Consider the following 26,929-nt stretch of genomic DNA (forward strand, 5'->3'; position numbering starts at 1 on the left):
CCCACCACCTGGGCGGGCCCACCATCCGCGGCAACCTGGCCTGCTTGTGCCGCCGGCACCACCAGATCAAACAACTACCCGGCTGGACCATCACCCAGGGCGAGCACGGGCAACTGAGCTTCACCACCCCCACCCGGCGCATCTACCGCACCCGACCACCCAACCCCGACGGCACCGAAGAACCCACCGAGACTCTGTGATCCGTCGTGTCCGTTTGTCTGTTCGTGCCGCTGGGAAGAGGCGCGAGTACAGCCTTGGGTGAGGGAGGCGAGGACGGTGTCTGCAACCGTATCGAAGACCGGGGCCGCCGCACTGCCCGGCTGGCTGCGCCCGGTCAACCGCGTGATGGTCCCGCTGCTCAATGTCGGACTGCCGATGGGTCCGGTGCGGGTGATCTCCGTGCCCGGCCGCAAGTCCGGCCGGATGCAGACCACACCGGTCACCCCGTTCCAGGTCGACGGCACCACCTACATCGCGGCGCTCGACGACGCCCAGTGGGTGAAGAACGCGCGGGCCGCCGGCTGGGCCGTATTGGCCCGCGGCCGACGACGCGGCGGGGTGCGGCTGGCCGACGTGCCCCTGGACGAACGGGTGGCAGTGCTACGTCAGTTCCCCACGCTGGTGCCCCGCGGTGTCGCGTTCTTCGTCCGCACCGGCACGGTGCAACCGCCCGCCGATGCCGACGCCTTCGCGGCAGCGGCCCCGTCGATCGCCGTGCTCCGCGTGGACCGCGTCGGGGCAGCCCCGTAGTCAGCAATCCGCGGTGCAGCCGCGATCGCCGATCTTGGCGTGCTTGGCGGCAACCGCGCTCGCCGGAGATCTGTCGTGGCCCTGCCGCCAGGCGTCGAGGTAGGGCCAGGGATAGACCTCGCCGCGGCGCACCCACCACTGGCCATGCTTGGTCGGCCAGGAGATGCCGAAGTGCAGGTGCGATGGGCCGCCACGGGCGTCGCCGGAGCGGCCGACCGTGCCGAGCAACTGACCGGCGTGCACCCGCACGCCGGGGCGGATGCCACTCGCCACCGCGGACAGATGTGACCCGTAGTAGCGCACCCCGTCCACGCCGACGATCGACACCGAGCGCCCGCCGCGATCCGCCCCCCGATTCCTCCGCGAGTGCCAACGGTCCTTCGTCGAGACCTCATCGACGACGCCGTCGACCGGCGCGACGAACCCACAGCCAACCGGTGCGAACATGTCGGTCGCCGGGTAGTCATGGTGCACGTGCCCATAGCTGACGCGGTGTTGGCAGTCCAGCGGGAACACGTGCCCGGGCGGCGCGGGCGGGACCACGGTGAGGGTGGCGAGCAGCAATACGGGTAGTGCGGTCACTGGCACACGTTACGCCGCGGCGACCTATCGCCGGCGGCCCCGCAGCGCAAGGATCCGTGCATGAGCGAAATCGCTGACGCGAACCGCCGCCTCATCCAGTCCGCGTTCGACGCCTGGAGAGCCGGCACGGCGAACATCTCGGACCTGTTCGCCCCGACCATGGTGTGGCGGATTGAGGGCCACTCACTTGTGAACGGGGAGTACACCTCCGCGCAGGACTTCATCGACCTCGTCCTGCAGCCCTTCGGCGCCCGCTTCAGCACCGGCCAACGCTTCCGCCCGGTCAACATCCGCTCCGTGCTCGCCGACGGCGACACCGTTGTCGTCATCTGGGACGGACACGGCGTCGCCAACGACGACGTCCCCTACGAGAACAGCTACGCCTGGATCATGCAGCTGCGCGACGGCAAGGTCATCGACGGCACCGCCTTCTTCGACAGCATCTCGTTCGACACCTTCTGGCAGCGCGTCAAACCGTGAGCGGCACCACGATCGCGCGGTAGTCAGGGAACGACCGCAGCCAACCGGCCGCGCGTCCGGTGTCCACGAACGCGGCGGTGGCGTAGACGTCGGCCCAGAGCAGGCTGGGGCCGGCGACGGTCGCCGAGAGGACGCCACCGGCGGGCGCACCGGTTGCCGGGTCGACGATGTGGGCCCCGCGGGCGGCGGTCCCCGAGGTGGCGACGGCGCCGTTGCGCAGGGACAGCACGCGGAGCGTGCGCGATCGTCGGCGTGGGTCCTCGATGGCGATCCGCCAGTCCGGGGTGTCGCTACGCGCACAGCGCACGGCGATGTCGCCGCCCGCATTGATCAGCGTGTCATGCGGCCCGAGTTCGGCGAGCTGCGTGCAGAGCGCCTCGAAGGCCTGCTCCACCGCCCACCCCTTCACCAGTCCGCTGGGTTCGAAGGCTGGCCTGCCGTCGACGTCGGGCAGCCAGGCGCAGAACGCGCCATGGGTCCGCCTCGTCGCCTCCGCGCACAGCGCGACAACCTCCTGCACGCGCGGACCGGCCAGGTCCAGCCGTAGATCGCCGCGGCGGATCGCGCTGATAGTGCTGTCCGGACGGTACGTGCTGAATGTGGCCTCGTCCGCGGCCAGCGTGGCGAACGCGAGGTGCACCAACGCGGCCACCTCGGCGCCGGTCGCGCGCGGGCCCCGCACGTGCACGCTGATCGGCAGGCCCATCAGCTGCGCGACGAAGGCGCGGCGTGGTTGCTCGGTGCGGACCTCGCGGTGCAGCGGCCAGGCCGTCGCGCCGCCGCTCACAGGTGGGCCTGGTCGATCGCGGATTGCAGCGAGCTGATGTAGCCGTCGCTGGTCACTGTCGCGCCGGAGATCGAGTCGATGTTGGCGCTCTGCGCGCTAAGCGCGGCCTGGTTCAGGATCGGCAGCGCGTAGGCGTTGATCTGTTGGTCACGGAAGTTGTTGTGTGGGTATTCGATGGCCTGCGAGTTGGTGATCTTCCCGTTCTTCACGGTGATCTGGACCGCGACGATGCCCCAGCGGGTGTTCACCCGGGAGCCGGTGTAGGTCCCGGACGCGGTCTTGGTGGCGGGTGTGGTCTTGACGGCGGGTGTAGATGAGGCCGCGTCATCGGTTGTCGTGTCCTCGACCGTGGTGGAGCCGGGGTCGGTCGGGGTGGCCGGTGTCGGCTGCGCGGCGGCCACCGAGTTGGTGCTGGTGTGATAGCTGAACAGCAGCACCACGGCGCTGAGGGTGCTCATGAACCAGAACAGGATGCGGCGCACGGCGGGCTCCCTCACTACCAGCTGAAGCGTTCGAGGTGGATGCATTCGGTGGGCACGCCTGCGTCGAGGGCGGCGCGGCGGGCGGCGTCCATCCAGGCCGTGGCACCGCAGATGTAGACGTCGTGCTCGGCGATGTCCGGCACGATCGCCCGCAGCGCGGCGGCGTCCGACCACTGCGCGGCCTCGGCGGGCAGCCACGACATCCGACCGGTAAGCCGGGGACCGAGTAGGAACACCAGCTGGGCGCCGCGGGCGGCGGCCAACGCCTCCAGCTCGTTGCGCAGGATCACCTCGCGCTCGCTGTGCGCCCGGTAGATCACGGTGACCTCGCCGGGGTTCTGCGGGAGCTCCTCCAGCAGCGCGCGCAGCGGTGTGATGCCGATGCCACCGGCGATCAACGTGACCTTGCGCCGGGTCCGCACCCCGGCGTGCAGCCGGCCGTACGGGCCCTCGATCGCGACCCGGGTGCCCGGGCGGAGGGTGGACAGGCCGCGGCTGTCGTCACCGAGGTCCTTGACGGTGATGCGGAGGGTGGCGCCGTTGGGTGCGGCCGACAGCGAGTACGGGTGGCCCTTGCTCGCACCGGCGCGGGTGAGGAAGCGCCAGATGAGGAACTGCCCGGCGGCGGTGGGTAACCGGTGCAGGTGACGACCCGTCATCTCTACCGACACCACCCCCGGCCCTTCCGGCAGCACGGCGGTGACCCGCAGGTCGTGGCGCAGCGTGCGGTACACCGGCACACCGACCCGCCAGATCAGCACCGCACCCGCGGCGGCCGCCCACAGCGTCCACCAGTACACCGTGGCCAGGTGGCCGGCGAGGAAGTCCTGACCGGTCCACAGCTGGTGCGGCAGCGCGAGGCCGACGCCGAGATAGGCGTAGAGGTGCAGTAGGTGCCAGGACTCGTAGCGCAGCTTGGCCCGGGCCCGCTTGATGCTGGTCGCGCTCACCATCACCAGCAGGGCGGAGCCCGCCACCGCGAGCAGCATGCCGGGGTAGTCGACGGTCAGCCGCCACGCCTCGACCAGCGCATTGCGGGCGTCCTGCCCGGCATAGCCCAGAGTGATCAGCACGATGTGAGTCAGCATCAGAAAGAATGAGGTGCAGCCGACCAGTCGGTGTCGCCGGGCCAACTCGTCCTGTCCGTAGACCCGCTCGATCACCGGCAGCCGGGCCATCAGCAGCACCTGGATGAGCAGCAGGTCCGCGGACACCAGGCCGGTGATGCGGCCAAGGCTGAGGTAGGTCTGGGTCGCGGAGTCCAGGTCGGTTGCCCCGCCGCCGCGCAGCCACAGCGCGACGACGATGAGCACGTTCGCCCAGGTCGCCAGCACGACGGCGTCGCGCCACCAGGTCGGCGTCAGCGGCCGGCGCTGTGGGCCGGTGGCGCGGTTGCGCGCGGGCCCCCCCGGCGCAGCCGCCGTTTGGTCCGCGGCATAAGTCGACATCAAGTCCCCACCCGAACGATGCGCTCGGGCTGAGTCGCACGTGTTCCTACGATCGGCCGGCTGCCTTGGTGTTTCTTATGCGATGGCTGTACGACGGATCTGGTTCAGTGCTGAGCGTTCACCCAACAGGACGAATCCACGCATAGCGCCCGTGCGCTCAGGCGGAGATGACTCTGGCCGGCGTGGTCGGGCCGGATGACAAGCTGAATCAGGACAGCAGCGTGGCTTCCGGCTCGCTGGCGAAGGCCTCCCAATAGGCGGACGAGAATCCCGCCAGGTGCGGGAACCCCCAGCGCTGGGCGATGACCGCGACGGTCTCGGCGGCGGTGGGGTCGGCGGACTGGAGGTCGCGGTGGGCGGCCTCGAGGCGGACCCGGGCCAGGTACGCCAGCGGCGTGGTGTCGAGCTGACGACGGAAGGCCGCGCGAACGGCCCGCGGAGTGCTGCCTGCAGTGTTGGCGATGTCAGCCTCGGTGATCGGCAGCGATGCGTGGGCGTCGATGTAGGCGACCGCGCGGCGCAGGGCCGGCGGACCGACGTCGCCCGGGCCGGGCACGTAGCCGCGACTGACAGCGGTGTTGGGGAAAACAGAGATAGCGGTGGCGACGACCAGGTCGAACAGCGTGCGGTGGATGAGGGGGTTGGTGATCCGGGCGTCGCCGGCGTGAAGTTCGCGGTACAGCATGCGTGCGGTGGATGCCCACAGATCTGCTCGCTGCGGCATCGGCGCGGCCGCGGCGAAACGCAGATCGCCGGGTTCCAGGCCGGTGAGCGTCGCTGCGGCCTGATGCACCTCGTGCCAAGCCAGTCGCACCAACAGCACGTCGAAGTCCTGCCAGGTCGCACAGCAGGGTTCGTCCCGGAAGTGCACCATCGAACCGCTTGCGCAGACGACCTCACCGGCACGCGGGAATTCGTAGCGCATCCGGCCGCCCAATGAGGTCAGCACCGTCATCTCCGGGAAGACGTCCACCTCGGTGTCCGCGTGCAGGCCATGGTTGGTCACCCGGTCCACGGCCAGCGTGCCGGTTGCCATCGTGTCCACCCGCAGGTCGGCGTTGGACCCGCTGCCCGCGCGCCGCGCGCGCACCCCGACGTAGTTCTGGTCGAAGAAAGCGTGCGCCTCTTCGGCAGAGGTCGTCGCAAACTCGATGCGCTGCACCAGCCCCACCTTTGGCGCCTATCCCCGGCCGGACGTCGTATGCATCCGCACGCGACAACGCCCCGCCCGATCTCTCGGGCGGGGCGATTTGGCCTGTGGCCAGGGGCGGGGTCGAACCGCCGACCTACCGCTTTTCAGGCGGTCGCTCGTACCAACTGAGCTACCTGGCCCCGTGCGGGACCCGGCGAGTCTAGTCGTCCCCAGTTGGTGCGCGTGCCGCGGTCGTTACCAGCGATGCTCGTCGCGCACGGTGCGCTGTTGCCCGACGCCTTGGTAGCGCGGGTCGCCGCTGGTGGTCTCGGTGATTTCCGTGCGCCGACCGCCGCCGACGCCGCCCCAGCTGCTCCAGAACACCATCGACAGCAGGATTCCCGCGGCACCGACGATCATCAGGATCACGCCGACCGACTGCAGGTCGACGCCAGTCGTCGTCACGTTTACGGCCCAGGTCAGAATCGCGCCGACCGCGACCAGGAAGATGCCAACGCCCAGACCCATGGTGGCCTCCGTCCGTCGTCCTCAGGGGCGTGTTGTTGTCCCCATGGCCTGCCCCGCAGTAGAGGTGGTAATCCACCGGTGGCGCAACGTCCGGGTTTGCCCGGCATCATCCGCGCTGGTCAGCGGGCAAACCAGAACGCCCCCGAACCGGGGTTCGAGGGCGGACGAGGTGGGGCGGTCCCGACGGGATTTGAACCCGCGACCTTCACCTTGACAGGGTGACGAGCACTCCAAACTGCTCTACGGGACCTCGGCGCGGACAGTGTGACATACCTGCCGCACCGCCCGCGCACCCGTTCCATCTTGTGGTCCCGGAGCAGAGGCTGCCCGATCAGCGACCTTTATCGCTGAGTGCTGCCGCCACCGAGAATCTGGCTGAGCAGCTGGCCAACCGGGTCGCCGGGCGTCGGCGGAGCCGGTGCCGGTGCCGCGGGGGCGTTCGGCGGCTGCGAGTTCGGGTCGCCCGGGGCGGGCTGCGAGGGGCCGCCGGACTGGCCGGGCGGCGGCGGGGTGTCAGCGGCGCCGGCCGGACCGGCCGCCACTATCGGGCTGGCGAGGGCACCGGTAAGCACCAAGGCGCCGAGAGTAATCCTGCGCATGAAGAACCTCCTTGATCGCAGGCGAAACCGTGCGTGATCAACGCACGCGGTCTACTCAAGGGCGTTCCCGGGGCGTGGTCGTGTCATGCGGGAATTCATCCCGGTTGCATCCATTGGGTGCTATGTCACACCGCTCCGCGGGTGCCCCCAACGGGATTCGAACCCGTGCTACCGCCTTGAAAGGGCGGCGTCCTGGGCCACTAGACGATGGGGGCCCTAACCCCGGCGGCACCGGAGCCCGCGCCAGCATAGGCGGTCGGTGACCGGGCGGTGAGAATGGCTGGGTGCTGAACATTGACCGGGGCGAGTTCGAAGTCCTTGTATCCGAGGCACTGGATCTGCTGCCCGAGGAACTCACCGCGTTGATGAACAACGTCGCGGTGTTCGTGGAGGACGAGCCGCCGGCGGATGACCCGGATCTGCTCGGCGTTTACGACGGCGTGCCACTGCCGGAACGCGACGGGTGGTACACCGGCGTGCTCCCGGATCGGATCACGATCTTCCGTTTCCCGATCCTGCGCATCTGCAGCACCTCCGCCGAGGTCGTCGAGCAGGTGGAGATCACCGTGGTGCACGAGATCGCGCACCACTTCGGCATCGACGACGACCGGCTCGACGAACTGGGGTACGGCTAAGGGGCCGGCCAATGAGTCGGCGGCAGGTTACGCGTCACGCCGAACGCCACGATGAGGGCGAGCAGACCCCACAATGCGGCGGGCGGGGCGACGCGGGTGGTGCGCGGCCGGCCGAGGTGGCGGCCGAGCCAGGCGACCCACGCCGCGGCCAGGTACGGCAGGGCCAGCACGGCCAGCACGTTGCGGTGCACGGCGGTGGACAGGTCCCCGTGGGTGAGCGCGTGCATTGCGCGCAGTGACCCGCAGCCCGGGCACCACAGCCCGGTTATCGCGTGAAACGGACAGCTCGGGTAGTGGCCGGGCTGTTCGGGATTGCGCACCGCGAGCACGCCGGCCGCGGTTATCGAGGCGGCCAATGTGGCCAACGGCGCGCACACCGCGGGCACTCGGCGCGGTGCCGAGGCCGCGGTGCGTGGCGCGACGGCGAGGCTCATGAGTTCGAGCTGGCCGCGATGAAGTAGATGGTTCCTACGATCACCCCGATGACCGCCGCGGCGATCGCGAAGTTGCGGGCCTTCTGGGACGCCTCGACGGCACCGGCGTAGTCGCCGGCCGCGTATTTCACGTTCACCTGGTTGGCGAACACGATCGCCGCGATGCCCAATGGCAAGCAGCACAGGATCGTGCTGGCGATGGCCCACGGCAGGTAGGTGCTCGGCTTGGGTGTCGCGGACGTGCCGTAGGGGGTGCCGGTGTAGGGCGGGGGTGGGCCGGAGCCGGGCGGGGCGCCGTAGGGCGGCGGCGCCTGTGGCGGCGGGGCGTAGCCGGGGGGCGGCGCCTGCGGCGGCGGGGCGTAGCCGGGGGGCGGCGCCTGCGGCGGCGGGGCGGCAGGCGGTTGGTACGGCTGCTCCCACGGCTGCGGGCCGGGCGGCGGAGCGGCGGGTGGTGGCGGTGGCGGTGCCGGCGGCGGCGGCGGTTCGGACGACTCGGGTGGCGGTGCGAACGGGTCGTTGGTTTCGTCCCCGGATTGACTCATCGCGGCCTCTCCGCTCGTTGGGCGCTACCACGAGCCTACGTGGACCACCCGCAGCACGGCAGCAGCCTGCTCGTCGGAGGCGGCCAGGTCGACCTCGGCGCGGATGCCCCAGTCATGATCACCTGACGGGTCGTCGAATATTTGCCGCACTGTCCAGATGCCGGGTTGGCCGTCGGGGGAACGGTCGACGACCAACAGGTGCGGGCCGCGCGCGGCGGGCCCGGTGGGTAGTGGGCCGTGCATGGCGGTGTAGTCACCGATGGCGGCGGCCCACTCCGGTGCGCCCCAACTCTGGTCGCCATCGAGCTCTTGAAGTTCCGCCCAGCGATGGCGGGAGGCAAGCAACACCCGACGGAACAACGCATTGCGCACCAACACGGTGAACGCCCGGGTGTTCTTGGTGATCGGCGGGGGCGGGGGTGGTTCGACGGGACGTTCCCGGGTCGGCAGCGCGCCGGCCACCAGCGCCTCCCACTCGTCGAGCAGGCTGGAGTCGGTCTGCCGGATCAGCTCACCGAGCCAGCTGATCAGATCGTCCAGGTCCTCGGTCTTCTCCGCCTCCGGCACGGTCTGCCGCAGCGCCTTGTATGCGTCGGACAGGTAGCGCAACACCAGGCCCTCGGCGCGGGCGAGTCCGTAGCCGGAGACGAACTCCCCGAACGTCTGCGCCCGTTCGGTCATCTCGCGCAGCACCGACTTGGGCGACAGTGGGTACTCGGCGATCCACGGGTGGCCCTGCCGGTACATCTCGTAGGCGGCCTCGAGTAGCTCGGCGAGCGGCTGCGGCCAGCTGACCTCCTCGAGGCGCTGCATGCGTTCGTCGTACTCGACTCCGTCGGCCTTCATCGCCGCGACGGCCTCCCCGCGGGCGGCCTTCTCCTGCGCGAACAGCACCGGGCGCGGGTCCTCCAACGTGGCCTCGAGCACCGATACGACGTCCAGGGTGTGCGTATCGGAGGTTGGGTCGAGTAGGTCGAGTGCGGCCAGCGCGAAGGATGACAACGGTTGGTTCAGCGCGAAATCCGCCTGCAGATTGACCCTGAGCACCACCCGGCGGCCGGTCGCGTCCGGCGCCGGCAACTTCTCGATGACCTCGGCGGCCAGCAGTTCACGGTAGATGGCGATGGCCCGGCGGATCATCGCGTTCTGCCGGTGCCGATCCGAGTCGTTCTCCCGCAGCAGGCGGCGCAGGTGCGCGAAGCCGTCGCCGGGGCGGGCGATGACGTTGAGCAGCATGGAGTGGGTGACCCGCATGCGGGAGACCAGTGGCTCGGGTTCGGCGGCCACCAGTCGGTCGAAGGTCTCCTCGGTCCAGGACACCTTGCCCTCTTCCGGCTTCACCCGCTGCACCCGCTTGAGCTTCACCGGGTCGTCGCCGGCCTTGGCCACCCGTCGGGCGTTCTCCACCATGTGCTCGGGGGCCTGCACCACCACGTAGCCCACGGTGTCGAAGCCGGCCCGCCCGGCCCGACCCGCGATCTGGTGGAACTCCCGGGCGCGCAGCAGGCGGGTGCGCTGCCCGTCGAACTTGGTCAGGCCGGTGAACAACACGGTGCGGATCGGCACGTTGATGCCGACGCCGAGGGTGTCGGTGCCGCAGATGACCTTGAGCAGGCCGGCCTGGGTCAGTTGCTCGACCAGCCGGCGGTACTTGGGCAGCATGCCCGCGTGATGCACGCCGACGCCGTGCCGCAGCAGCTTGGACAGCGTCGCGCCGAATCCCCGGGCGAAGTGGAAGTCGCCGATGCCCGCCGCGACGGCATCTTTCTCCGCCCGCGTGCACAACGTCACCGAGAGCAGCGCTGAGGCCCGTTCCATGGCCTCGGCCTGGGTGAAATGCACGACGTACAAAGGGGCCTGACGCGATGTCAGCAGGTCGGCGATCGTCTCGTGCACCGGGGTCAGCGCCCAACTGCTGTGCAGCGGGACGGGGCGCACCGCGGAGGACACCACCGCGGTGGACCGGCCGGTGCGCCGGATCAGGTCGTCGCGAAACCGACTGACGTCGCCGAGCGTGGCGGACATCAGCAGGAACTGCGCGTCGGTGAGCTCGATCAGCGGCACCTGCCACGCCCAGCCCCGGTCCGGCTCGGCATAGAAGTGGAACTCGTCCATCACCACCTGTCCGACGTTGGCCGCCCTCCCCTCCCGCAGCGCGATGTTGGCCAGTACCTCCGCGGTGGCGCAGACGATCGGTGCGCCGGGGTTCACCGCGGCGTCGCCGGTGAGCATGCCGACCCGTTCCGCGCCGAACAGATCACACAACGCGAAGAACTTCTCCGAGACCAGCGCCTTGATCGGGGCGGTGTAATACGTGCGTCGGCCCTCGGCCAGCGCCGCGAAGTGGGCCCCGGTGGCCACCAGGGATTTGCCCGACCCGGTCGGGGTGGTCAGCACCACGTTGGAGCCGGACGCCAACTCGATCAGCGCCTCGGTTTGCGCCGGGTAGGGCTCCAGCCCGGTGCCGGTGACCCAGTCGTGAAACGCCTCGAAGATCGCGTCCGGGTCCGGCTCGGCGGGGAGGGAGTCGACCAGGGCCCTCATCCAATGTTGCTGTGTCGTCATGTCCTGGCCCATCCTGCCGGGCGCCGCAGGTCAGGTGGTGAGTGAGGTGCGCGGCACCGGCTTGTCCTGGCGCAGCGCGTTGAACAGGGCCTTGGCACGGGTGGCGTCCCAGCTCAACACGTCGCCGACGCCGGAGACTCGGAACACCCGGCCGATCGGCACCGTGGTCGTGGTGCCGTCGTCGTTGAGGGACCGGACCGCCCAGGCCAACTGGGCCATGTCGGTCAGGTGATCACCGTCGGCTACCTCGACGGCGCCCGGTCCGTCCGAGACCAACCGGAACGTGTGCACCGGATTGAGCAGGGTCATCGGGCTGGTCGCCTTGTGCAGCAGCGCGGTGATCAGGGTGCGCTGGTGGTCGACGCGGTCCAGGTCACCGCGGGCCGATGCCCGCGAGCGGCTGTAGCCCAGCGCTTCCTGCCCGTTGAGCGTCTGGCAGCCGGCTTTCACGTTCAGCGCGGCCTTGGGGTCCTTGGCGGCCTGACTCAGGCACATCGGCACCCCGCCGACGTCGTTGACCAGCTCGTAGAGGCCGCCGAAACCGATCTCCGCGTAGTGGTCGATGCGGATACCGGTGAGGCCCTCCACGGTTTGCACCAGCAGCTTGGCGCCGCCGAAGGCGTAGGCGGCGTTCAGCTTGTTCTGGCCGTGGCCGGGGATGTTCACGTAGGAATCGCGGGGCAGGCTGACCAGCGTCGGGCCGCCTGAGTTGGGGATGTGCAGCAGCATCATGGTGTCGGTGCGCTGCCCCGGCGCGGAGCCGGTGGCCAGCTGCTTGCGCTGCGTCTTGGACAGGCCGTCGCGGCTGTCCGAGCCCACGATCAGCCAGTCCGAGCCGGGCGTGGACGCGGGTCGGGTGCTCGCCGCGGGCCAGACGTTCTGGCGGTTGAGCCGGTAGTCGCAGATCGCGAACACGACCAACGGCAGCAGCAAGAGCAGGACCAGCGCGATCGCGAGGCGCTTGCGGCTCAGCTCGGGACGCCGACGGCGGCGCTTGGGCGGCGGCGAAAGGATCATCGTCGGTGATGGGGTGCTCGATGGCGGCCCCGGCTGGTAGGTCGATGCTGGTGGCGTCATGGTGGCCTCCACCCGCGGCAATGGCGGGAAGAAGTGTCCTGGCGGCAGCACGTTGGTGGATGGGCCAGGGGCCGCCGCCTCCCCCTTCGGCGGCGGCCCGGCCGGCTTCGACGAAGTCGGGCCCGATGCGGGCGCGTCGTCCCACATGCGGGGACGATCCTCCGACTCCATGTTCGATCCTCCTGGTCGCGCACCGGTCAGGGCCTACCTGCCCCTCGGGTGCCGACACAACGGATCGTCAGCGGGGCTGGTGAGCGATTAACGCCGCAGAGCCCCGAATGATGCGCGAGGAATGAGTTAGCGGGCGACGCGCTGGTGGTGGTGATGCTCCACCGGAGCTGCCTGCGCGGGCACCATGCCACGAACCAGGGAGCCGCGCAGCAGCGCGAGCACCTCGAGCTCGCGGAACCGGCGGTGGCCGCCGAGCGTGCGGATCGAGGTGATCCGGCCCGCGTTGGCCCAGCGGGTCACGGTCTTCACGTCCACCCGGAACAGCGAGGCCACCTCTGACGGGGTCAGCAGGCGGGAGTCGCTGAGTTCGTTGGCTGCATTCGTCATGATGCTTCGACGTTTGACACCCGTGCCCGGGTTCCACCCGGTTCCCACTATTTGCAGCCTGGATGTCTTCCCGGGTCTCAGGCCGGGCGATGAGGCTCGCGGCGGGACACTAGCCTGGCGAGCGTGCCGGATCGGATTGAGGCGCCGTCGGGCGTTCACCTGCTGGGTGTGACCGTGTGCGGGCCGGCCCCGGTCGGGCGGGTGCACCTCCCGCTGCACGAGCCGCTGTTGGCGCTTTACGGGCGCAACGGCGTCGGCAAGACCCGGTTGCTGACCGCGGTGATCGCGGCGCTGCGCGGGCACCGGACCGACGGCGGGTGGGGCCTGGTGCACATCCACGTGTCCGGCGCGGAAGCCGGGTTGGACCGGCACGGCGAGCTGTGGCGGGACGGACTGGCCCGCGCCATGCGCGAGCACCTCAACCGGCTGCGCGGGGACGTGGTCGCCCATTTCGCCCGCCGCCGCGACGAGGAGTACGAGGAGGGGCCCGGCGGCGACGACTACGTCGAGGTGCTCGAGGACTTCCGCTCGTTCACCGCCGCGGTGGTCGACGAGGCGCACAGCCCCACCAGCCTGCGCGAGCTGGTCGGCGCGCACCTGGCCGCGCAGCGGATGCTGCTGGACGAGCTGGAGCATGTCGGGGACTTCATGCGCTTCTTCGCGGCGGCTATCAACGAGATCACCGTCGGCGGACACTACGTGCTGCGCGCGACCGGGGACGCCGACGAGCCGCGCTGGACGGTGTACGCGGCGGCGTCCCCGCAGGACCCGGCCTGCCGGGCGTTGATCGAGCAGGACCGGGCCAAGGGAGAGGACGACGAGGCACAGGCGGGTGTCGGCGCACCGACGCTGTCCAACTCCGGGTTCCCCTGGCGCGAGCTGTGTGACCTCTCCGACGCGTTCATCTCCGCCCGTGAACAGGACCCGGACGTGGCCGCGGTCGGCTGGCCGGACTGGGCCGCGGTGCCGGTGTTGGAGGTGGCCACGGTCAGCGCGCCGCTGGTCGCCATGGTCACCGACGAGACCATTCCCGACGACGTGGACCGGCTCACCCGCGAACACATCCTGCGGGCCGCGGCCGGCCGGGTGCTCGCGTCGTTCGCCTCCGGCGGCGCGGTGCTGCACCCGGACGTGGAGCCCCTGCTGGAGTCGCTGACCGCGGTCGCCAGCCGGTTCCTGCGCTACGTGTTCCCCGATGCCCCGGAGCTGGTGTTCGCACCCGGCGATCCGAACGCGTGGCTGGCGGGCCGGCTGCCCGTCTGGGTGGCCCGCTTCCCTGACGGCACGTCACTGCCGCTGCGCGCGCTGTCCACCGCGCAGAAGCGCTGGGCGTCGCTGTCCTGTGCGCTGGCGGTGTCCATGGCCGCACCGGAGTCGTTGCCGGTGACCTTCCTGTGCGACGAACCCGAATCGGGTCTGCACCGGCGCGCGGAGGCCGAACTGCCCGACGCGTTGGCGCGCATCGCCGCGGAGTCCGGCGTGCGCATCGCGGTGGCCACCCATTCCCCGGCGTTGCTGGACCCGTCGCGTGCGGTGCTCGTGCACGTCACCCGGGTCGGGTCGGGGGCGGCGGTGGCCCGGCCGATGGACCTGGCGTTGCGCGCGGAACTGGAACGCGAGTCGATGAGTGAGGACCTCGGGCTGACCCCGGCGGACCTGCTGCAGATGGTGCGCTGCATCGTCATCGTCGAGGGCAAGCACGACGAGGTGGTGCTCGGCGGCCTGCTCGCCGAAGACCTGGACATGTGGAGCGTGGTCTACCCGGTGGGTGGGGCCAAGCAGATGGCGTCGCTGGCCAGTGCGGGTCTGCTGTGGGACTTCACCGATGCGGCCATCGTCATCGTGGTGGACAACATCGCGCGGGCGACGATTGCGCCGGTGTGGGAGAAGGCGCAACGGGCGATCGCGTCGGGGCGCTTCGCCGCGGCGGAGCGGGCGTTGGTGCCGTTGGGGAAGCTGCCCGGCGCGGAGGCGCGGTGGATGCAGAACCTGCTGCAGCGGGCCATCCGGGCCAACCGGGCGCACCGCATCCGGTTGGAGACGCTGTCCGCGCCGGACATCATCTGTTACCTGCCCGCGGAGGAGTTCGTGCCCGGCAAGACCTGGGACGAGCTGATCGCGGAATGGCGCGAGTCGTTCGGCGACCGTGAGGCGACCAACATCAAGGCGTTCCTGTCCCAGCGATACGACGCAGTGCTCAACACCGAGGCGGTCGGCCGGGCGACGGCGCGGGCCAAGCCCAACGGGGAGTTGCGCGCGTTGGGGGCACGGATTCGGGAACTGGCAGCGTTCGGCCCATGGGCCGGCGAACGATCGGAGGACTGAACGTGGACCTCTCTCTGTCCTCGCGGTGCACGGAATGGCGCGACCGGATCGCGGATTTCATTGCCGAGGTGGTGATCCCGCGCGAGCAGGAGGCGTTCATCCGCGGTGTCGACGACGACATGCGGGTTGAGCTACAGGCCGCGGCGCGCGACGCCATGGTGTGGGCGCCACAGGCGTCGGCCGAACTCGGCGGCGGTGGGTTCGACTTCGTCGAGGCCGCGGTGCTGCTGGAGGAGGCGGGCACGTCGCTGCTCGGCCCGCTGGCGCTGAACTGTCACGCGCCGGATGAGGGCAATATCCACATGCTTGACGTCATCGCGACGCCGACACAGAAGGAGAAGTACCTGCGGCCGCTGGTGGCCGGTGAGGTGCGGTCCTGCTTCGCGATGACCGAGCCCCCGCCGGGGGCCGGCTCGGACCCGTCCGCGCTGCGCACCGTGTGCCGTCGGGTGAACGACGGCTGGATCATCACCGGGGAGAAGCACTTGATCACCGGCGCCGAGGGCGCGGCCTGGTCGGTGGTGATGGCCAAGGGCGGGTTCGGCTCGGACGGCTCCGAGGGAGCGACGATGTTTTTGGTCGACACCGATAACCCCGGCTGGGAGGTCAAGGAGCACGCGCGCACGCTGGACTCGACGATGCCCGGTGGGCACTGCCGAGTCGAGCTGCGCGACATCCACGTCACCGAGGAGGCAGTGCTCGGCGAGCCCGGCCGCGGGTTCGCCTACGCCCAGGTGCGGTTGGCGCCGGCCCGGTTGACGCACTGCATGCGGTGGCTGGGTGCGGCCCGGCGGGCGCACGGCATTGCGTTGGATCGGGCGGTGCGCCGGGAAATGTTCGGGTCGCCGTTGGCGCACCACGGCATGGCGCAGGCGATGATCGCGGACAACGAGATCGAGTTGGCCGCCGCACGTGCCTTGCTCTGGCAGACCTGTTGGGAGATCGAGAACGGCAAGCCGGGCACCGAGGAGTCCTCGCGCACGAAGGTGTTCGTCTCCGAGGCGGTGAACCGCATCGTGGACCGCTCGGTGCAGTTGTGCGGCGGCATGGGCACCAGCGAGGAGATGGTGGTCGGCCGCATCTGGGCCGACATCCGGGCGTTCCGTATTTATGACGGGGCGTCGGAGGTCCACCGCATGTCGATCGCTCGGCACACGGTGAAGCGGGCGAAGGCCCGCCTGGACGGTTAGGGCGCGGTCCCGGCGACCACGATCATTTCGCAGGGCCCGACCCAACCGTCGGGCCCTTCGAATGCCTTCAGGCGATCGGCGATCTCGGCCCAGGTGGCGTCGCGGCCGGCTTGGTCGAGCCCGGCCATCATCTGATGCAACGCGCCGAACGATTCCTGCGCGAACCGTACGAAGTCCGCGGTGCTGGGCAGGCACACCGGGGCGTCCAGCCGCACGGCGGAGACGTCCACGAACCCGGCGTCGGCCAGGGCTTGCTCGGCCACGCCCGGATCGCCCAGACAGAACGGGCCGGGGGCGCCGGGCGGCGGGGGAGCCAGGTTCGCGCGTTCCCGGATCACGCTGATCGGGATGGAGAAGAACGTGTTCGCCGCAGGGGTGGAGTAGACCAGCGCCGCGTGGCGGCCACCCGACCGCAGCGCGCGGCGGATGCCTTGCAGGGCCGCAATGCGATCGGGGAAATAGATCAGCCCGACGCGGCTGATCGCCGCGTCGTAGCAGCCGGGCTCGACCTCGAGTTGCTCGCCGTCCATCACCCGTACCGCGACGTTGGTCAGACCCGCGGCCCGGGCGTTGTGCTCGGCCAGCGCGAGGATCGCCGGGGCGATGTCGGTGGCCAGCACCCGCCCGTCAGGGCCGACCCGGCGGGCCGCGACCAGCGTCTGCCCGCCGGAACCGGCCGCGACGTCGAGCACCCGGCAGCCGGTGCTGACCCCGGCCAGGTCGAGCATGGTGTCGGTGGCCGGGCCCAGCCATTTCTCGATGGTCGGTCCCCAATTGTCCCAGGCCGTGGCGGCCGACTGCCACTGGTCGCGGGTAGTGGCCTTGTAGGCCTGCGCGTCGAAGGTGGGGGTGGTCATCGGGATCTCCTCACGGAGCATCAGACGTGTTCGATCCAGCCGTAGATGTCGGCCGGGTCCATGCCGGCCAGTACATCCGGGTGGTCGGTGGTCATGTTGGGGAGATCATGCCGGCGCGGGTGCAGGTCGGCGGATGGGTGCGCGTCGAGGTCAACGGCGTGCGGGGGATTCGCTGCTGCCCGGCCCGCAGGGGCGACGCGGGTCAGGGCGCGGGCGGCGCGGGACCGGACCTCCGGGTCCGGGTCCTCGTGCAGCAGCCGGGTCAGCGGCTCGGTGGCGTTGCGCGCCCCGATCAGGCCGAGGGCGTCGGCGCAAACCGAGCGCACCGCGGGGCGTTGCTCGTCCAGGCCCCAGAGCAGGCCGGGCACGGCGGGGCTGCCCAGGCGGACCAGGCTGTGCAGGACCAGGGCCGGCTCCAGCCCCCGGCGGCGAACGAGTCCGGCGACCAGGGCGTTGGCGGCGGCGGGCGCGCCGCTGTAACCGAGTCCGCGGACCGCGGCCCGGCGCACCGCGGGGTCGTGGTCGGCGAGCAGGCGGAGGAGTTCGCGGGCGCAGGTCTGTGGGGCCAAAGTGCCCGGGGTCTCGGCGGCGCGGGCCCGGTGTCGGTTGGGCAGCCGGGTGCGGCGCAGCGAGCGGGCCACCGCGCCGCGCGCACGCATCAGCTCGATCAACCGGCTGCGGGCGTCGTAGGGCAGCTGGGCGAGCATGGTGAGCAGGGTTGGTTCGATGAGCAGCCAGCAGCGGCGGTCGGACCGCGCCAGGTGTTCCAGCGCGCCGGGTTGCTCGGCCTGCACCGCGTGCAGGAACGGCTGCACGTAACTGCGCAGCGCCTCGTCGCGTTGTGCCGCGGTTACCGCGTGCCCGCGGCGGCCCGCGAGGCACGAGGCCACCAGCAACGCGACGCTGAACAGGGTGTACAGCATGTCGAGGGTCCTCCCAGCCGTGGTGCGGGTGCCGCCTCCAGCACCCGCACGACGCGTAATGCTTCGGTCAAGCGGCGGCAATGCTTGAGGGGACGGACTCCCGGGTTGGAGCGGGTCCCCGGCCCGGAGAAGATGGGGCGCATGGGATACGCGCGGCGGATGTGGGCGCGGTACGAGCCGATTCATGCGGTGACGTACTTCGCGCCGGAGTGCAAGGCGGTCACGGACGCGCTGGGGATGCGCGGGTTCTGGATGGGGTACTGCGCGACGCGCTGTGCGCCGCTGGGCGAGGTCGGGCCGGAGGTGGCCACCGCGGTGTTCTACGGCTTCCACCCGCAGCGGGCACGGCGGGCACTGCCGGACGCGTGGCGGCACACCTCCGCGGCGCAGGCACTGGCCGCGCGACTGGCCGGGATGGACGAGGCGATGCGCCGGTTATGGGGGGACGCGGTCGAGTCACCGGCGGTGGCCGAGGCGGCAGAGTTGGCCGTGGCGGCGGCCCGGGCGGCGGACTGTGCGGGCCGGGCGCTGGCCGCGGCCAACCAGGCGCTGCCCTGCCCCGACGCCCCGCACCTGGCGCTGTGGCAGGCCACCACCGTGTTGCGTGAGCATCGGGGGGACGGACACAACGCGGTGCTGATTTCCCGTCAGATCTCACCGGTGCAGGCACACCTGCTCAAGGCCGGGTCCGGGGAGAGCGAGGGTGAGGCGCTGCGTGTGGGTCGGGTCTGGCCGGAGGAGGTATGGGCGGCCGAGGTGGACAGCATGCGGCGCGCAGGGTTGCTGGATGGCGACGGGGTGTTGACTGCGGCCGGCGCGGCGTTGCACTCCGAAATCGAGGCGGCCACCGATGCCGCGGCCGAGCAGCCGTGGCAGGCGCTCGGTGTGGTCGGCACCGAGCGGTTGGCGCAGTTGCTGACGCCGTTGGCGCGCATGGTGATCGACAGCGGCACGTTGCCGGTGCCCAATCCCGTCGGCGTAGGCCTCGAGGACCTCTAGCGTCACGCCCGTTCCCCCGAAAGCGCAGAAGCGCTCGTACAACCGCGCGTTTTTACGCGCGGTTCTGCGCTTTCGGCGTGGTGTCGGGGGTCAGCCGAAGACCGAGACCTCGCGCAGGCTGGTGAAGAAGCCGCCGGTTGCGGTCTGCACCCGCACGAAGCGGACCGGGGCCCCGGACAGCGGTTGGACGTAGAAGCCCTGCGTGCTGGTGCTGGACGACGGGGCGGGCAGGTCGCGGAAGTGCGTGCCGTCCGCGCTGACCGTGACCGTGCAGGTGAACGCGCAACCGCGGACCACCAGCAGCGTGGCGCGCACCGAGCGGGACAGCGTGATCAGCACGTCGCGGTGGTCGTGCTGTGCGGTGCCCGGGCACGGGCCGCTCGCGCAGCGCGGATCGTCGTCGGGCTGCCAGGCCATGCCCAGGGCACCGTCGGTGAGCCCGCACGGGCGTTGCTTGCGGGGCCTGCCCTGACTGTCCGTCACTGTGCAGGAGGCGGCGCGGCTGGCGGGCACGGTGTCGCCGGCGAACACCCGGGTCGCGGAGAGCGTCGCGTCGTTGTGGCCGATCTTCGCGGGCTGCGTAGCATCGATCAGCAGCCGGCTGTCCTCGCCGATGCGCAGGTCGAACGGCAATCCCACCGGACTCTCGGTGAGGTCGGTTTTTGCCGTGGAAACATCACCGTCGGCAGGTAGTTGGGTGACGGTGACCGTGGTCGGGCCGGTCGCGATGGCCCCGTCCACCGCCGGCATGACCACCTGCAGCTGATTGCCGGTGGGCCGCAACCGCGCCGGTGCGCCGGCCAACGGGACGTCGACCTTTGCCCCGGCGGTGTCCCTGGCGGGCAGCACCAGGCTGGTGCCCACCCGGGAGCCGGGATCCTCGGGTGAGGACGGACCGACCACTCCGAGGGCCACCGCGATCGGGGCGTCCCCGTTGTTGGTGGGCATGGGCACCGCATAGGAACCGTCCAACGCGACGGTGCCGTGACTGGTCGGCGCGCGACAACCGCGCTTCTCCGTGAAACAACTCAGACCCAGGCTGAACGCGGCCTCCACGCCGACCGCGGCGCGTTCGGCCTTGCTGCGCAGCAGGGTCACGGTGACCGCGGCGCCGGGCACCGGAGCGCCCGCGGTATTCATGACCGTCCCGGTCATCGCCGGGCCGGTCACCGCGGCGGCATGTGGGGGCAGGTTGTTGGGGCCGACAGGGGCGGTACCACCCGCCTCGGTGGAGGAGTCCACGCAGCCGACCAACAGGCTCAGGGCGGCCACCAGCCCGGCCGCTATGCGCGCCGGGCCCGTCATATGTCCAGCGTAGCCGGCACCGAGTCGTCATCCGGCCGATGAGTTTGCGTCCCACGGGGCATCTAGGTTGCGACAGACCGGTCCACACCCACGTTCGAGGAGATCGACATGGCGGCCAATTTCGTACCCGACGGTTTCCCCCGGGTCACCCCGTACCTGTCCGTGGACGGGGCATCGGCGGCGATCGCCTTCTACACCGAGGTGCTGGAGGCCACCGAACGGTTCCGGATGCCCGGCCCGGACGGGAAGATCGGGCACGCGGAGATCGCCTTCGGGGACTCCGTGGTGATGCTGGCCGACCTGTGCACGGATGCTCAGCGCAGTCCGCTGCAGCTGGGCGGCAGCCCCGTCACGATCATGGTTTACGTCCCGGACGTGGACGCCACCTACGTCCGGGCGGTGGCCGCGGGGGCGCAGGGCACCGCGGAGCCGGAGGACAAGTTCTACGGCGATCGTGGTGCGACCATCACCGACCCGTGGGGCCACCAGTGGCACCTGGCCACGCACGTGGAGGACATCTCGGAGGAGGAGATGGACAAGCGCCTGAAAGCAATGACGGGCGGCTGAGCGGGCCTCAGCGGGCGGCTTCGTGCAGCTGCGCGACGAACTCGGTCACCGTGGTCACGAACGCGTCGTTGTTGTCGGCGGCCGCGGTGTGCGCCGCCCCGGCGATGTCGGCCACCTGCAGATGGGGGGCGAGTTCGCGCATGGCGGCGATGCCCTCGTCGTCCACCACGTCGGAGAGCACGCCCCGGATCAGCAGGATCGGCACGGCGATCTGCGCGACCGCGGCCTCCACCTCCAGTTGACGGGCGTGCACGTCCCAGCCGCGGCCGTGCACCATCCGGGGGTCCCAGTGCCAGACCAGCCGACCGTCCTCCCGCTCCCGCAGGTTGCGCCGCAATCCCTGGGTCAGCGTGGGGCGGGGTCGGTGCGGCAGATACGCGGCGACCGCGTCGGCGGCGGCCTCGATGTCGGGGAATCCGTCCGGGGCGGAACGCATGAACTCCACGATGCGTTCGGTGCCCTCCAGGCGCAGTCGGGGCACCACGTCGACCAGCACCAGACCGGATACCAGCTCGCCCAGCGCCGGGGCGGCCAGCATGGACGCCCACCCGCCCATGCTCGCCCCGACCAGCACCACCGGAGCGCGACCCAGCGCGGACACCACGTGGCACAGGTCGGCACCGAAATCGCGGGGCTCGTAGGCAGCGTCCTGCGACCACTCGCTGTCCCCGTGCCCGCGCTGGTCCAGGGCGACGGCCCGGAAGCCGCGCTCGGCCAGCGCATTCAACGCGCTGCCCCAGGACCCACGGGTCTGGCCGCCACCGTGCACCAGCAGCACCAGCGGGCCGTCCGCGGGCCCGGCGGCCTCGGCGGCCAAGGTGAGCCCGTCGCCCGGCAGCGAGAGAATCCGGTGGTCCATTACTCGACAGTACGCCGGCGTACCCGGCAGTAGACGCGCCGGTAGGTGTCGGCAGGATCGGGTCATGGATTTCGAGCAGATTCGCCTGGACGTGGCCGGGCCGGTGGCCACGATCACCCTGAACCGCCCGGACAAACTGAACGCGTTCACCCCGCAGATGGGTGCGGAGCTCGTCGCCGCCTTCGACCGCACCGATGCCGACGACGCCGTCCGCGCGGTGGTGATGACCGGCGCCGGGCGCGGGTTCTGCGCGGGCGCGGACCTGCACCGCGGCGGCGAGTCGAGGGCGACGTTCGACTATGACTCCCTGGACCATCGGGACAGCGGCGGGTTGGTCTCGCTGCGCATCTTCGCCTCGCTCAAGCCGGTGATCGCGGCCGTCAACGGCCCGGCGGTCGGGGTGGGCATCACCATGCTGCTGCCCGCCGATGTGCGGCTGGCCGTGGAGGGGGCCAAGTTCGGGTTCGTGTTCGCCCGGCGCGGCATCGTGCCGGAGGCTGCCTCGAGTTGGTTCCTGCCGCGGCTGGTGGGCATCAGTCGGGCGTTGGAGTGGGCCACCACCGGGCGGGTATTCGATGCCGCCGAGGCGTTGGCCGGTGGGTTGGTGCGCTCGGTGCACCCCGCCGACCAACTGCTGCCGACGGCTTATGCGTTGGCCGCGGAGATCGCGGAGAACACCGCCCCGGTATCCGTGGCGCTGACCCGGCAGATGATGTGGCGCATGCTCGGCGCGGACCACCCGATGGTTGCCCACCAGGTGGACTCGCGCATGGTCGCCGAACGCGGCAAGTCCGCCGACGCCGCGGAGGGCATCACGTCGTTCCTGGAAAAGCGGCCGCCGGCCTACCCGGACACCGTGTCCCGGAACATGCCGCACAGCTTCCCGTGGTGGACCGAGCGGGCGTTCCAGCCGCTTTAACCGGGCCGTTTCGCTCGACTGAGATGTGACGTCACGTCAGTTCCAGGGTCGCGGCGAGTAGCCGCGGGATCGCGACGCGCAGGCGGGCGAAGAACTCGTCCTCGGTGGTGCTCGCCAGGAAGCGGGTGTAGGAAGCCTCCAGCAGCAGGGCCATCTTCCACATGGCCAACACCTGATACCAGGTGACGTCGGCGAGGCTCAGCGGTTGCCCGGTGGCCTTGGCGTAGGCGTCAACGAGACCGGCGCGGTCGTAGTAGCCGTCCCGCAGGGTGACGTCACCGAGCAATTCGAAAGCGTCGGCGGCCTTCCGGGAGTCGGGCCAGAACGCGAACAGGAAGCCCAGGTCGGCCAGCGGGTCACCGAGGGTGGCCATCTCCCAGTCCAGCACGCCGGTGACCGTGGCGGTGTGCTCGTCGACGAGCACGTTGTCCAGCTTGTAGTCGCCGTGCACCAGGGTGGACGGGCGTTCGTCGGGGACGTGGGCGAACAACCACTCGCGCACCGCGGGTTCGTCGTGCAGCGAGCGCACCCCGGACGCGACGAACTCGTCACGTTGTCCGGACCAGCGCGTGAGCTGGCGTGCCAGGTAGCCGCCGGTGCGGCCGAGCTTGGCCGCTTCAAACGGGGCGGTGGGCAGCCGATGCAGTTCGGCGAGAGTCTCCACCACGCTGATCGAGATCGTGCTGCGCTGGGCCGGCGTGGTCAGCCAGGCCGGCTCGTTCTGCCGGATCGCGTGGCCGGGCAGCCGGGTCATGGCATAGACCGGGCCGGGCGGGTCCGCTGTCATGGCGACCACTCGCGGGGTGCGGGTGGCGCCGACCTGCTCGAGGACGGTGAGCAGGCGGGCCTCGCGCAGCACGTCGTGTGCGCTGGCCGCGAAGTGACCGAACGGGGGGCGGCGCACGATGTAGCTGTCCGGGCCGCGGTAGGCGGCCAGCACGAGGTTGGAGTGCCCGGCGACGATCGGTTCCAGGCGCACCTCGTCGGTGCCGGGCAGCGTCTGGGTCAGCCACACCACCGCGGCGGCCGACCACTCCGCGAGCGCGTCCACCCGGTCAATCTATGCCGACGGCCCAGGCGGTCAGCGCCTCGATGTACTCGGCCCGCAGCTCGGGGGTGGCGAGGTGATGCGGCGCGTTGCGCAGGGTGTGCCGGTGCAGGTGGGTGGGGTCACTGACGGCGGCGACGTAGTTGGCGATGGTCTGCTCGGGGATGATCGCGTCGAGGTCGGCGTCGACGATCTGGATCGGGCCCGAGAAGGCGTGCACCGCGCCCAGCGCCAGGCTCTCGGTGGGGGCCATCGGCCCGTGGCGCCGATTACGGAACGCGGGGGAGCCGGGCAGGTCGACCACCGCCATGTCCAATACCGCATTCGGGAGGTTGGTCGGGACCCGCAGGGACAGTGCCCGGACCGGACGGTGGGTGCTGGCCAGCACGCTGAGGTAGGCGCCGAAGCTGGCCCCGACCAGCGCGATGTCCGGCGTGATCGTGGCCAAGTGGTCGATGACCGCGACCAAGTCCTCCACCCACATGCGCCCGGTGATGGTGTCCAGGTCCCCGGTGCTCTCCCCGTGCCCGCGCAGGTCATAGGCCAGCGCGGTGAAGCCCACGATGGCAAGCGCCGCCGGGATGTCCTGTGGGCGTTGGCTGCCCCAGCCATGGCTGACCACGAACGCGGTGCCGCGGGGGTTCGGCGCCTCGTGCAGCTCGGCGATGAGGGTGGCGCCGGGGACCGGGAGCTCGAGGCGGGGCACCCCGGCATCCTCGCGTGCCGCCGGGACACGCCAACTTCGGGCCGTGTAGGCACGTATAGCGGGGCGTGGATACGTTGCAACACGGCCCGAGGATGCGGTGGGGGCGGTGCCCACCGGGGCCGGTTACGCTCTGCGTGCGCGCCTGTCGGCACGTTGGGCCGCTAGCTCAATTGGCAGAGCAGCGGACTTTTAATCCGCGGGTTCGGGGTTCGATCCCCCGGCGGCCCACCCTACTGATGTATGGGCTCGGCTGATGCTTGACAGTTGAGCTTCGGCTGATGTGTGAAGCGCCGACTTGTATGGGATCCACGGGGTGCGGGTCAGGTTGATCTAGCGTCCCGCCGTGGTGTCGACCGGAACGGCTCGTGAAGCGCTTGCCGCCTTCGGGCTGGCTCTCCCAGGGTTTGTCGCCGGTCGGCACCGCGGGCTCGTGGTCTGACTCAACAGAGGACTGATCGTCCAACCGGAGCTTGAAGTCGGCGTGTCGTCCGCGGGTTACCACTGTCGTCATCGCGGAAGGGACGTGGTCGGGTTGGTCATCATCGGAGTCGATCCGCACAAGCGCACGCACACGGTTAGCGTCCTGGGACCGGGGTCGAGCGAGGTCCTGGCCTCGCTGCAGATCGATGCATCGCTGGCCGGCTACCGCCGGCGCTCTGGCCTCGGTCGGCTCCACCGGTGACTCCTGCGACAACGCCCTGGCCGAATCCACCATCGGTCAGATCAAGACCGAACTGAGCTATCCACGACGGCCCTGGCGCAGCCACGAAGCCCTCGAGTTCGCCCTGTTCGAGTTGGCCGCGCCCGGGGAATACCCTGGCCGATGCCGGGTCCCGCTACTGGTTGCGGCGCAGGCCCTGGGACGGCCACGCCGAATGGGCCAACCTTGGGTCATGACCACGCTCATCGTGCTCGCCCTGGGACTGGCCGCGTTGCTCGTGCTGTACGCGATGTTGGCTCTGCGCATCGTCAAGCAGTACCAGCGAGGGGTGCTGTTCCGGCTGGGCCGCGTGATCGGGGTGCGGGAACCTGGTCTGCGGGTGATCGTCCCGCTCATCGATGTCCTGCACCGGGCGTCCCTGCGCATCGTCACGATGCCGATCCAGTCCCAGGGGATCATCACGCGCGACAACGTCAGCGTGGACGTCTCTGCGGTGGCCTACTACCGCGTCGTGGATGCGGTGAAGTCGTTGGTGGCGATCGAGAACGTCCGCGCCGCGATCGACCAGATCGCCCAGACCACCCTGCGCAAGGTCGTGGGTCAGCACACCCTGGACGAGACCCTCGCCGCGACCGATCGGATCAACCTCGACATCCGCGAGATTCTCGACGTGACCACGGTCGAGTGGGGTGTCGAGGTGACACTGGTCGAGCTCAAGGACATCCAACTGCCCGAGAGCATGAAGCGCGCGATGGCCAAGCAGGCCGAGGCCGAACGGGAGAAACGCGCGAAGATCATCAACGCGGAGGGCGAGTCGCTGGCTGCCGCCACGCTGGGCGAGGCATCGGATCTGATGATGGCTCACCCGCTCGCGCTCCAGTTGCGGACACTGCAGAGCCTCGTCGAGATCGGCGCGGACAAGAATACGACCGTGGTCTTCCCGGCACCGTTGATGACCACGATCGGCGAACTCGGGGCCTTCCTCGCCCGGGAGGTTTCCTCTGCAGCGGGCCCGGCGCCCGCGGTGGTTGACGCCAGCCATCCAACGGACGGATAACCCGGCTCGAGCCGGTCGCGTACCGGACCTCGCCCGCCACGTCGAGGCCTACCGCGGGTCCACGATGCGACAAAACTCGCGAAGCCTGTTTGCCGGAGGGAACACCAGCTTCGAAATCCTGGACCTGCCACGAGTAGGCGAACGGGACTCGGGAAGCGAGTTTAAGTTCCCCAGATTGAGCGTGTTGACGAGCGCAGCGAGGAACACCCTCTGACCATCGGTCCCGGACCTGAAAGCATGACGGGGTGAACGCCGACCCCGACGCCGGCCGCGCGCCGGGCGACTTCATCCGCGACCTGATCCGCCGCGACCTCGCGAGCGGGAAGTACGGCAACCGGGTGCAGACGCGCTTCCCGCCGGAGCCCAATGGCTACCTGCACATCGGGCACGCCAAAAGCATCTGCCTGAACTTCGGCATTGCTGCGGACTTCGGCGGGGTCTGCAACCTGCGCTTCGACGACACCAACCCCGAGGCGGAGGACCACGAGTACGTCGAGGCGATCCTCGCCGACGTCGCCTGGCTCGGCTTCACGCCGGCCAACGTCTGCTACGCCTCGGACTACTTCGGCCAGATCTACGACTGGGCAGAAGTGCTGGTGGGCAAGGGTCTGGCCTATGTCGACGACCAGGACGGCGACACCATCCGGGCGCAGCGCGGCGGCTTCGGCAAGCCCGGAATCGAGTCGCCGTACCGCAACCGCGACGCCCGAGAGAACCTCGCCCTGCTCCGCGGCATGCGCGAGGGGGAGTTCGCCGACGGCTCGCGCGTGCTCCGCGCGAAGATCGACATGCAGGCGAGCGTCATGTCCCTGCGCGACCCGGTGCTCTACCGGATCCGCCGCGTCGCGCACGTGCGCACCGGGACCGACTGGATCATCTATCCCACCTACGACTGGGCGCACGGGCAGTCCGAC

The 26,929-nt window shown here is 70.4% G+C and carries 29 protein-coding genes, 4 tRNA genes and 1 pseudogene; 13 read left to right on the forward strand and 21 right to left on the reverse strand.

Annotated features, from left to right (window positions below):
* Together VGJ14_17205 and VGJ14_17210 are read left to right on the forward strand one after the other, a co-directional pair.
* Positions 1-200: HNH endonuclease (locus tag VGJ14_17205; protein HEY2834170.1), on the forward strand; the 200-nt coding region annotated here is incomplete at its 5' end.
* 76 nt (positions 201-276) lie between these two features.
* Positions 277-750, forward strand: coding sequence for a nitroreductase family deazaflavin-dependent oxidoreductase (locus VGJ14_17210; GenBank protein ID HEY2834171.1), 474 nt, complete (start codon positions 277-279; stop codon positions 748-750).
* On the opposite strand, the gene VGJ14_17215 is transcribed toward VGJ14_17210, so the two are convergent.
* Positions 751-1,332, reverse strand: a complete 582-nt coding sequence (locus VGJ14_17215) for a M23 family metallopeptidase (GenBank protein ID HEY2834172.1) — start codon at positions 1,330-1,332, stop codon at positions 751-753.
* Between the two features lie 60 nt (positions 1,333-1,392).
* On the opposite strand from VGJ14_17215, the gene VGJ14_17220 reads away from it, so the two are divergent.
* Positions 1,393-1,812 carry a nuclear transport factor 2 family protein gene (locus VGJ14_17220; GenBank protein HEY2834173.1) on the forward strand — a complete coding sequence of 140 codons (420 nt, stop codon included), beginning with the start codon at positions 1,393-1,395 and terminating at the stop codon, positions 1,810-1,812.
* On the opposite strand, the gene VGJ14_17225 is transcribed toward VGJ14_17220, so the two are convergent.
* The 9 genes from VGJ14_17225 to VGJ14_17265 all read right to left on the reverse strand — a co-directional run bounded on the left by VGJ14_17225 (position 1,802) and on the right by VGJ14_17265 (position 7,003).
* Positions 1,802-2,599, reverse strand: a complete 798-nt coding sequence (locus VGJ14_17225) for an FAD:protein FMN transferase (GenBank protein ID HEY2834174.1) — start codon at positions 2,597-2,599, stop codon at positions 1,802-1,804. The two genes, VGJ14_17220 and VGJ14_17225, sit on opposite strands and share 11 nt — an antisense overlap.
* Positions 2,596-3,081 (reverse strand): FMN-binding protein, encoded by a 486-nt coding sequence (locus tag VGJ14_17230; GenBank protein HEY2834175.1) that lies wholly within the window; start codon positions 3,079-3,081, stop codon positions 2,596-2,598. Before VGJ14_17230 ends, VGJ14_17225 begins: the two co-directional genes overlap by 4 nt.
* Positions 3,082-3,095: 14 nt before the next feature.
* Positions 3,096-4,529: a ferredoxin reductase family protein gene (locus VGJ14_17235; GenBank protein HEY2834176.1), complete on the reverse strand. Its 1,434-nt coding sequence runs from the start codon at positions 4,527-4,529 to the stop codon at positions 3,096-3,098.
* 208 nt (positions 4,530-4,737) lie between these two features.
* The gene (locus tag VGJ14_17240; protein HEY2834177.1) at positions 4,738-5,691 is read right to left on the reverse strand and encodes an AraC family transcriptional regulator; all 954 of its coding nucleotides are present in this window, start codon (positions 5,689-5,691) and stop codon (positions 4,738-4,740) included.
* A 96-nt stretch (positions 5,692-5,787) separates the two neighbouring features.
* Positions 5,788-5,861: transfer RNA gene (locus VGJ14_17245), tRNA-Phe, on the reverse strand.
* 55 nt (positions 5,862-5,916) lie between these two features.
* A complete protein-coding gene (locus tag VGJ14_17250; protein ID HEY2834178.1) occupies positions 5,917-6,189 on the reverse strand; it encodes a DUF6458 family protein in 273 nt (90 codons plus the stop codon).
* A gap of 175 nt (positions 6,190-6,364) precedes the next feature.
* Positions 6,365-6,439 (reverse strand) — tRNA-Asp (locus tag VGJ14_17255).
* Positions 6,440-6,530: 91 nt separating this feature from the next.
* Entirely contained in the window at positions 6,531-6,788 is a 258-nt protein-coding gene (locus VGJ14_17260) for a hypothetical protein (protein HEY2834179.1), read from the reverse strand.
* A 142-nt stretch (positions 6,789-6,930) separates the two neighbouring features.
* Positions 6,931-7,003, reverse strand: a tRNA-Glu gene (locus VGJ14_17265).
* 69 nt (positions 7,004-7,072) lie between these two features.
* Between VGJ14_17265 and VGJ14_17270 the strand changes: the two genes are divergently transcribed.
* Entirely contained in the window at positions 7,073-7,423 is a 351-nt protein-coding gene (locus VGJ14_17270; GenBank protein ID HEY2834180.1) for a metallopeptidase family protein, read from the forward strand.
* Here the strand turns inward: VGJ14_17270 and VGJ14_17275 are convergent.
* The 5 genes from VGJ14_17275 to VGJ14_17295 all read right to left on the reverse strand — a co-directional run bounded on the left by VGJ14_17275 (position 7,420) and on the right by VGJ14_17295 (position 12,599).
* Positions 7,420-7,857 (reverse strand): DUF2752 domain-containing protein, encoded by a 438-nt coding sequence (locus VGJ14_17275; GenBank protein HEY2834181.1) that lies wholly within the window; start codon positions 7,855-7,857, stop codon positions 7,420-7,422. The two genes, VGJ14_17270 and VGJ14_17275, sit on opposite strands and share 4 nt — an antisense overlap.
* The gene (locus VGJ14_17280) at positions 7,854-8,399 is read right to left on the reverse strand and encodes a CD225/dispanin family protein (GenBank protein ID HEY2834182.1); all 546 of its coding nucleotides are present in this window, start codon (positions 8,397-8,399) and stop codon (positions 7,854-7,856) included. Before VGJ14_17280 ends, VGJ14_17275 begins: the two co-directional genes overlap by 4 nt.
* 24 nt (positions 8,400-8,423) lie before the next feature.
* On the reverse strand, positions 8,424-10,943 hold the full coding sequence (locus tag VGJ14_17285) for a DUF3516 domain-containing protein (protein HEY2834183.1): 2,520 nt from the start codon (positions 10,941-10,943) through the stop codon (positions 8,424-8,426).
* A 51-nt stretch (positions 10,944-10,994) separates the two neighbouring features.
* Complete coding sequence (locus tag VGJ14_17290; protein ID HEY2834184.1) at positions 10,995-11,981, reverse strand: LCP family protein; 987 nt, start codon at positions 11,979-11,981, stop codon at positions 10,995-10,997.
* 357 nt (positions 11,982-12,338) lie between these two features.
* Positions 12,339-12,599 (reverse strand): BldC family transcriptional regulator, encoded by a 261-nt coding sequence (locus VGJ14_17295; GenBank protein ID HEY2834185.1) that lies wholly within the window; start codon positions 12,597-12,599, stop codon positions 12,339-12,341.
* Between the two features lie 123 nt (positions 12,600-12,722).
* Between VGJ14_17295 and VGJ14_17300 the strand changes: the two genes are divergently transcribed.
* Both VGJ14_17300 and VGJ14_17305 read left to right on the forward strand, forming a co-directional pair.
* Complete coding sequence (locus tag VGJ14_17300; GenBank protein ID HEY2834186.1) at positions 12,723-14,924, forward strand: AAA family ATPase; 2,202 nt, start codon at positions 12,723-12,725, stop codon at positions 14,922-14,924.
* A 2-nt stretch (positions 14,925-14,926) separates the two neighbouring features.
* Positions 14,927-16,114, forward strand: a complete 1,188-nt coding sequence (locus VGJ14_17305) for an acyl-CoA dehydrogenase family protein (protein HEY2834187.1) — start codon at positions 14,927-14,929, stop codon at positions 16,112-16,114.
* Here VGJ14_17305 and VGJ14_17310 read toward each other — a convergent pair.
* A complete protein-coding gene (locus VGJ14_17310; GenBank protein ID HEY2834188.1) occupies positions 16,111-16,971 on the reverse strand; it encodes a class I SAM-dependent methyltransferase in 861 nt (286 codons plus the stop codon). The genes VGJ14_17305 and VGJ14_17310 overlap by 4 nt on opposite strands.
* A gap of 20 nt (positions 16,972-16,991) precedes the next feature.
* Positions 16,992-17,894 carry a HEAT repeat domain-containing protein gene (locus VGJ14_17315; protein HEY2834189.1) on the reverse strand — a complete coding sequence of 301 codons (903 nt, stop codon included), beginning with the start codon at positions 17,892-17,894 and terminating at the stop codon, positions 16,992-16,994.
* A 141-nt stretch (positions 17,895-18,035) separates the two neighbouring features.
* On the opposite strand from VGJ14_17315, the gene VGJ14_17320 reads away from it, so the two are divergent.
* Positions 18,036-18,893, forward strand: a complete 858-nt coding sequence (locus tag VGJ14_17320; GenBank protein HEY2834190.1) for a hypothetical protein — start codon at positions 18,036-18,038, stop codon at positions 18,891-18,893.
* A 90-nt stretch (positions 18,894-18,983) separates the two neighbouring features.
* Here the strand turns inward: VGJ14_17320 and VGJ14_17325 are convergent, their stop codons facing one another.
* The gene (locus VGJ14_17325; protein ID HEY2834191.1) at positions 18,984-20,198 is read right to left on the reverse strand and encodes a hypothetical protein; all 1,215 of its coding nucleotides are present in this window, start codon (positions 20,196-20,198) and stop codon (positions 18,984-18,986) included.
* Positions 20,199-20,306: 108 nt separating this feature from the next.
* Between VGJ14_17325 and VGJ14_17330 the strand changes: the two genes are divergently transcribed.
* A complete protein-coding gene (locus tag VGJ14_17330; protein HEY2834192.1) occupies positions 20,307-20,765 on the forward strand; it encodes a VOC family protein in 459 nt (152 codons plus the stop codon).
* Positions 20,766-20,772: 7 nt separating this feature from the next.
* Here VGJ14_17330 and VGJ14_17335 read toward each other — a convergent pair whose 3' ends face one another.
* A complete protein-coding gene (locus VGJ14_17335) occupies positions 20,773-21,624 on the reverse strand; it encodes an alpha/beta hydrolase (GenBank protein ID HEY2834193.1) in 852 nt (283 codons plus the stop codon).
* Between the two features lie 64 nt (positions 21,625-21,688).
* On the opposite strand from VGJ14_17335, the gene VGJ14_17340 reads away from it, so the two are divergent.
* Positions 21,689-22,543, forward strand: coding sequence for a crotonase/enoyl-CoA hydratase family protein (locus VGJ14_17340; protein HEY2834194.1), 855 nt, complete (start codon positions 21,689-21,691; stop codon positions 22,541-22,543).
* A gap of 31 nt (positions 22,544-22,574) precedes the next feature.
* On the opposite strand, the gene VGJ14_17345 is transcribed toward VGJ14_17340, so the two are convergent.
* Both VGJ14_17345 and VGJ14_17350 read right to left on the reverse strand, forming a co-directional pair.
* The gene (locus tag VGJ14_17345; GenBank protein ID HEY2834195.1) at positions 22,575-23,594 is read right to left on the reverse strand and encodes a phosphotransferase family protein; all 1,020 of its coding nucleotides are present in this window, start codon (positions 23,592-23,594) and stop codon (positions 22,575-22,577) included.
* A 4-nt stretch (positions 23,595-23,598) separates the two neighbouring features.
* Positions 23,599-24,297 carry an alpha/beta fold hydrolase gene (locus VGJ14_17350; GenBank protein HEY2834196.1) on the reverse strand — a complete coding sequence of 233 codons (699 nt, stop codon included), beginning with the start codon at positions 24,295-24,297 and terminating at the stop codon, positions 23,599-23,601.
* A 155-nt stretch (positions 24,298-24,452) separates the two neighbouring features.
* Between VGJ14_17350 and VGJ14_17355 the strand changes: the two genes are divergently transcribed.
* The 4 genes and pseudogenes from VGJ14_17355 to VGJ14_17370 all read left to right on the forward strand — a co-directional run.
* Positions 24,453-24,525, forward strand: a tRNA-Lys gene (locus VGJ14_17355).
* 434 nt (positions 24,526-24,959) lie between these two features.
* Positions 24,960-25,082, forward strand: a pseudogene (locus tag VGJ14_17360) (IS3 family transposase).
* 165 nt (positions 25,083-25,247) lie between these two features.
* Positions 25,248-26,015 (forward strand): slipin family protein, encoded by a 768-nt coding sequence (locus tag VGJ14_17365; GenBank protein HEY2834197.1) that lies wholly within the window; start codon positions 25,248-25,250, stop codon positions 26,013-26,015.
* 245 nt (positions 26,016-26,260) lie between these two features.
* A partial coding sequence (locus VGJ14_17370; GenBank protein HEY2834198.1) for a glutamate--tRNA ligase family protein occupies positions 26,261-26,929 on the forward strand: 669 nt, incomplete at its 3' end.

The sequence above is a fragment of the Sporichthyaceae bacterium genome (genome assembly GCA_036493475.1).
GTDB lineage: Bacteria > Actinomycetota > Actinomycetes > Sporichthyales > Sporichthyaceae > DASQPJ01.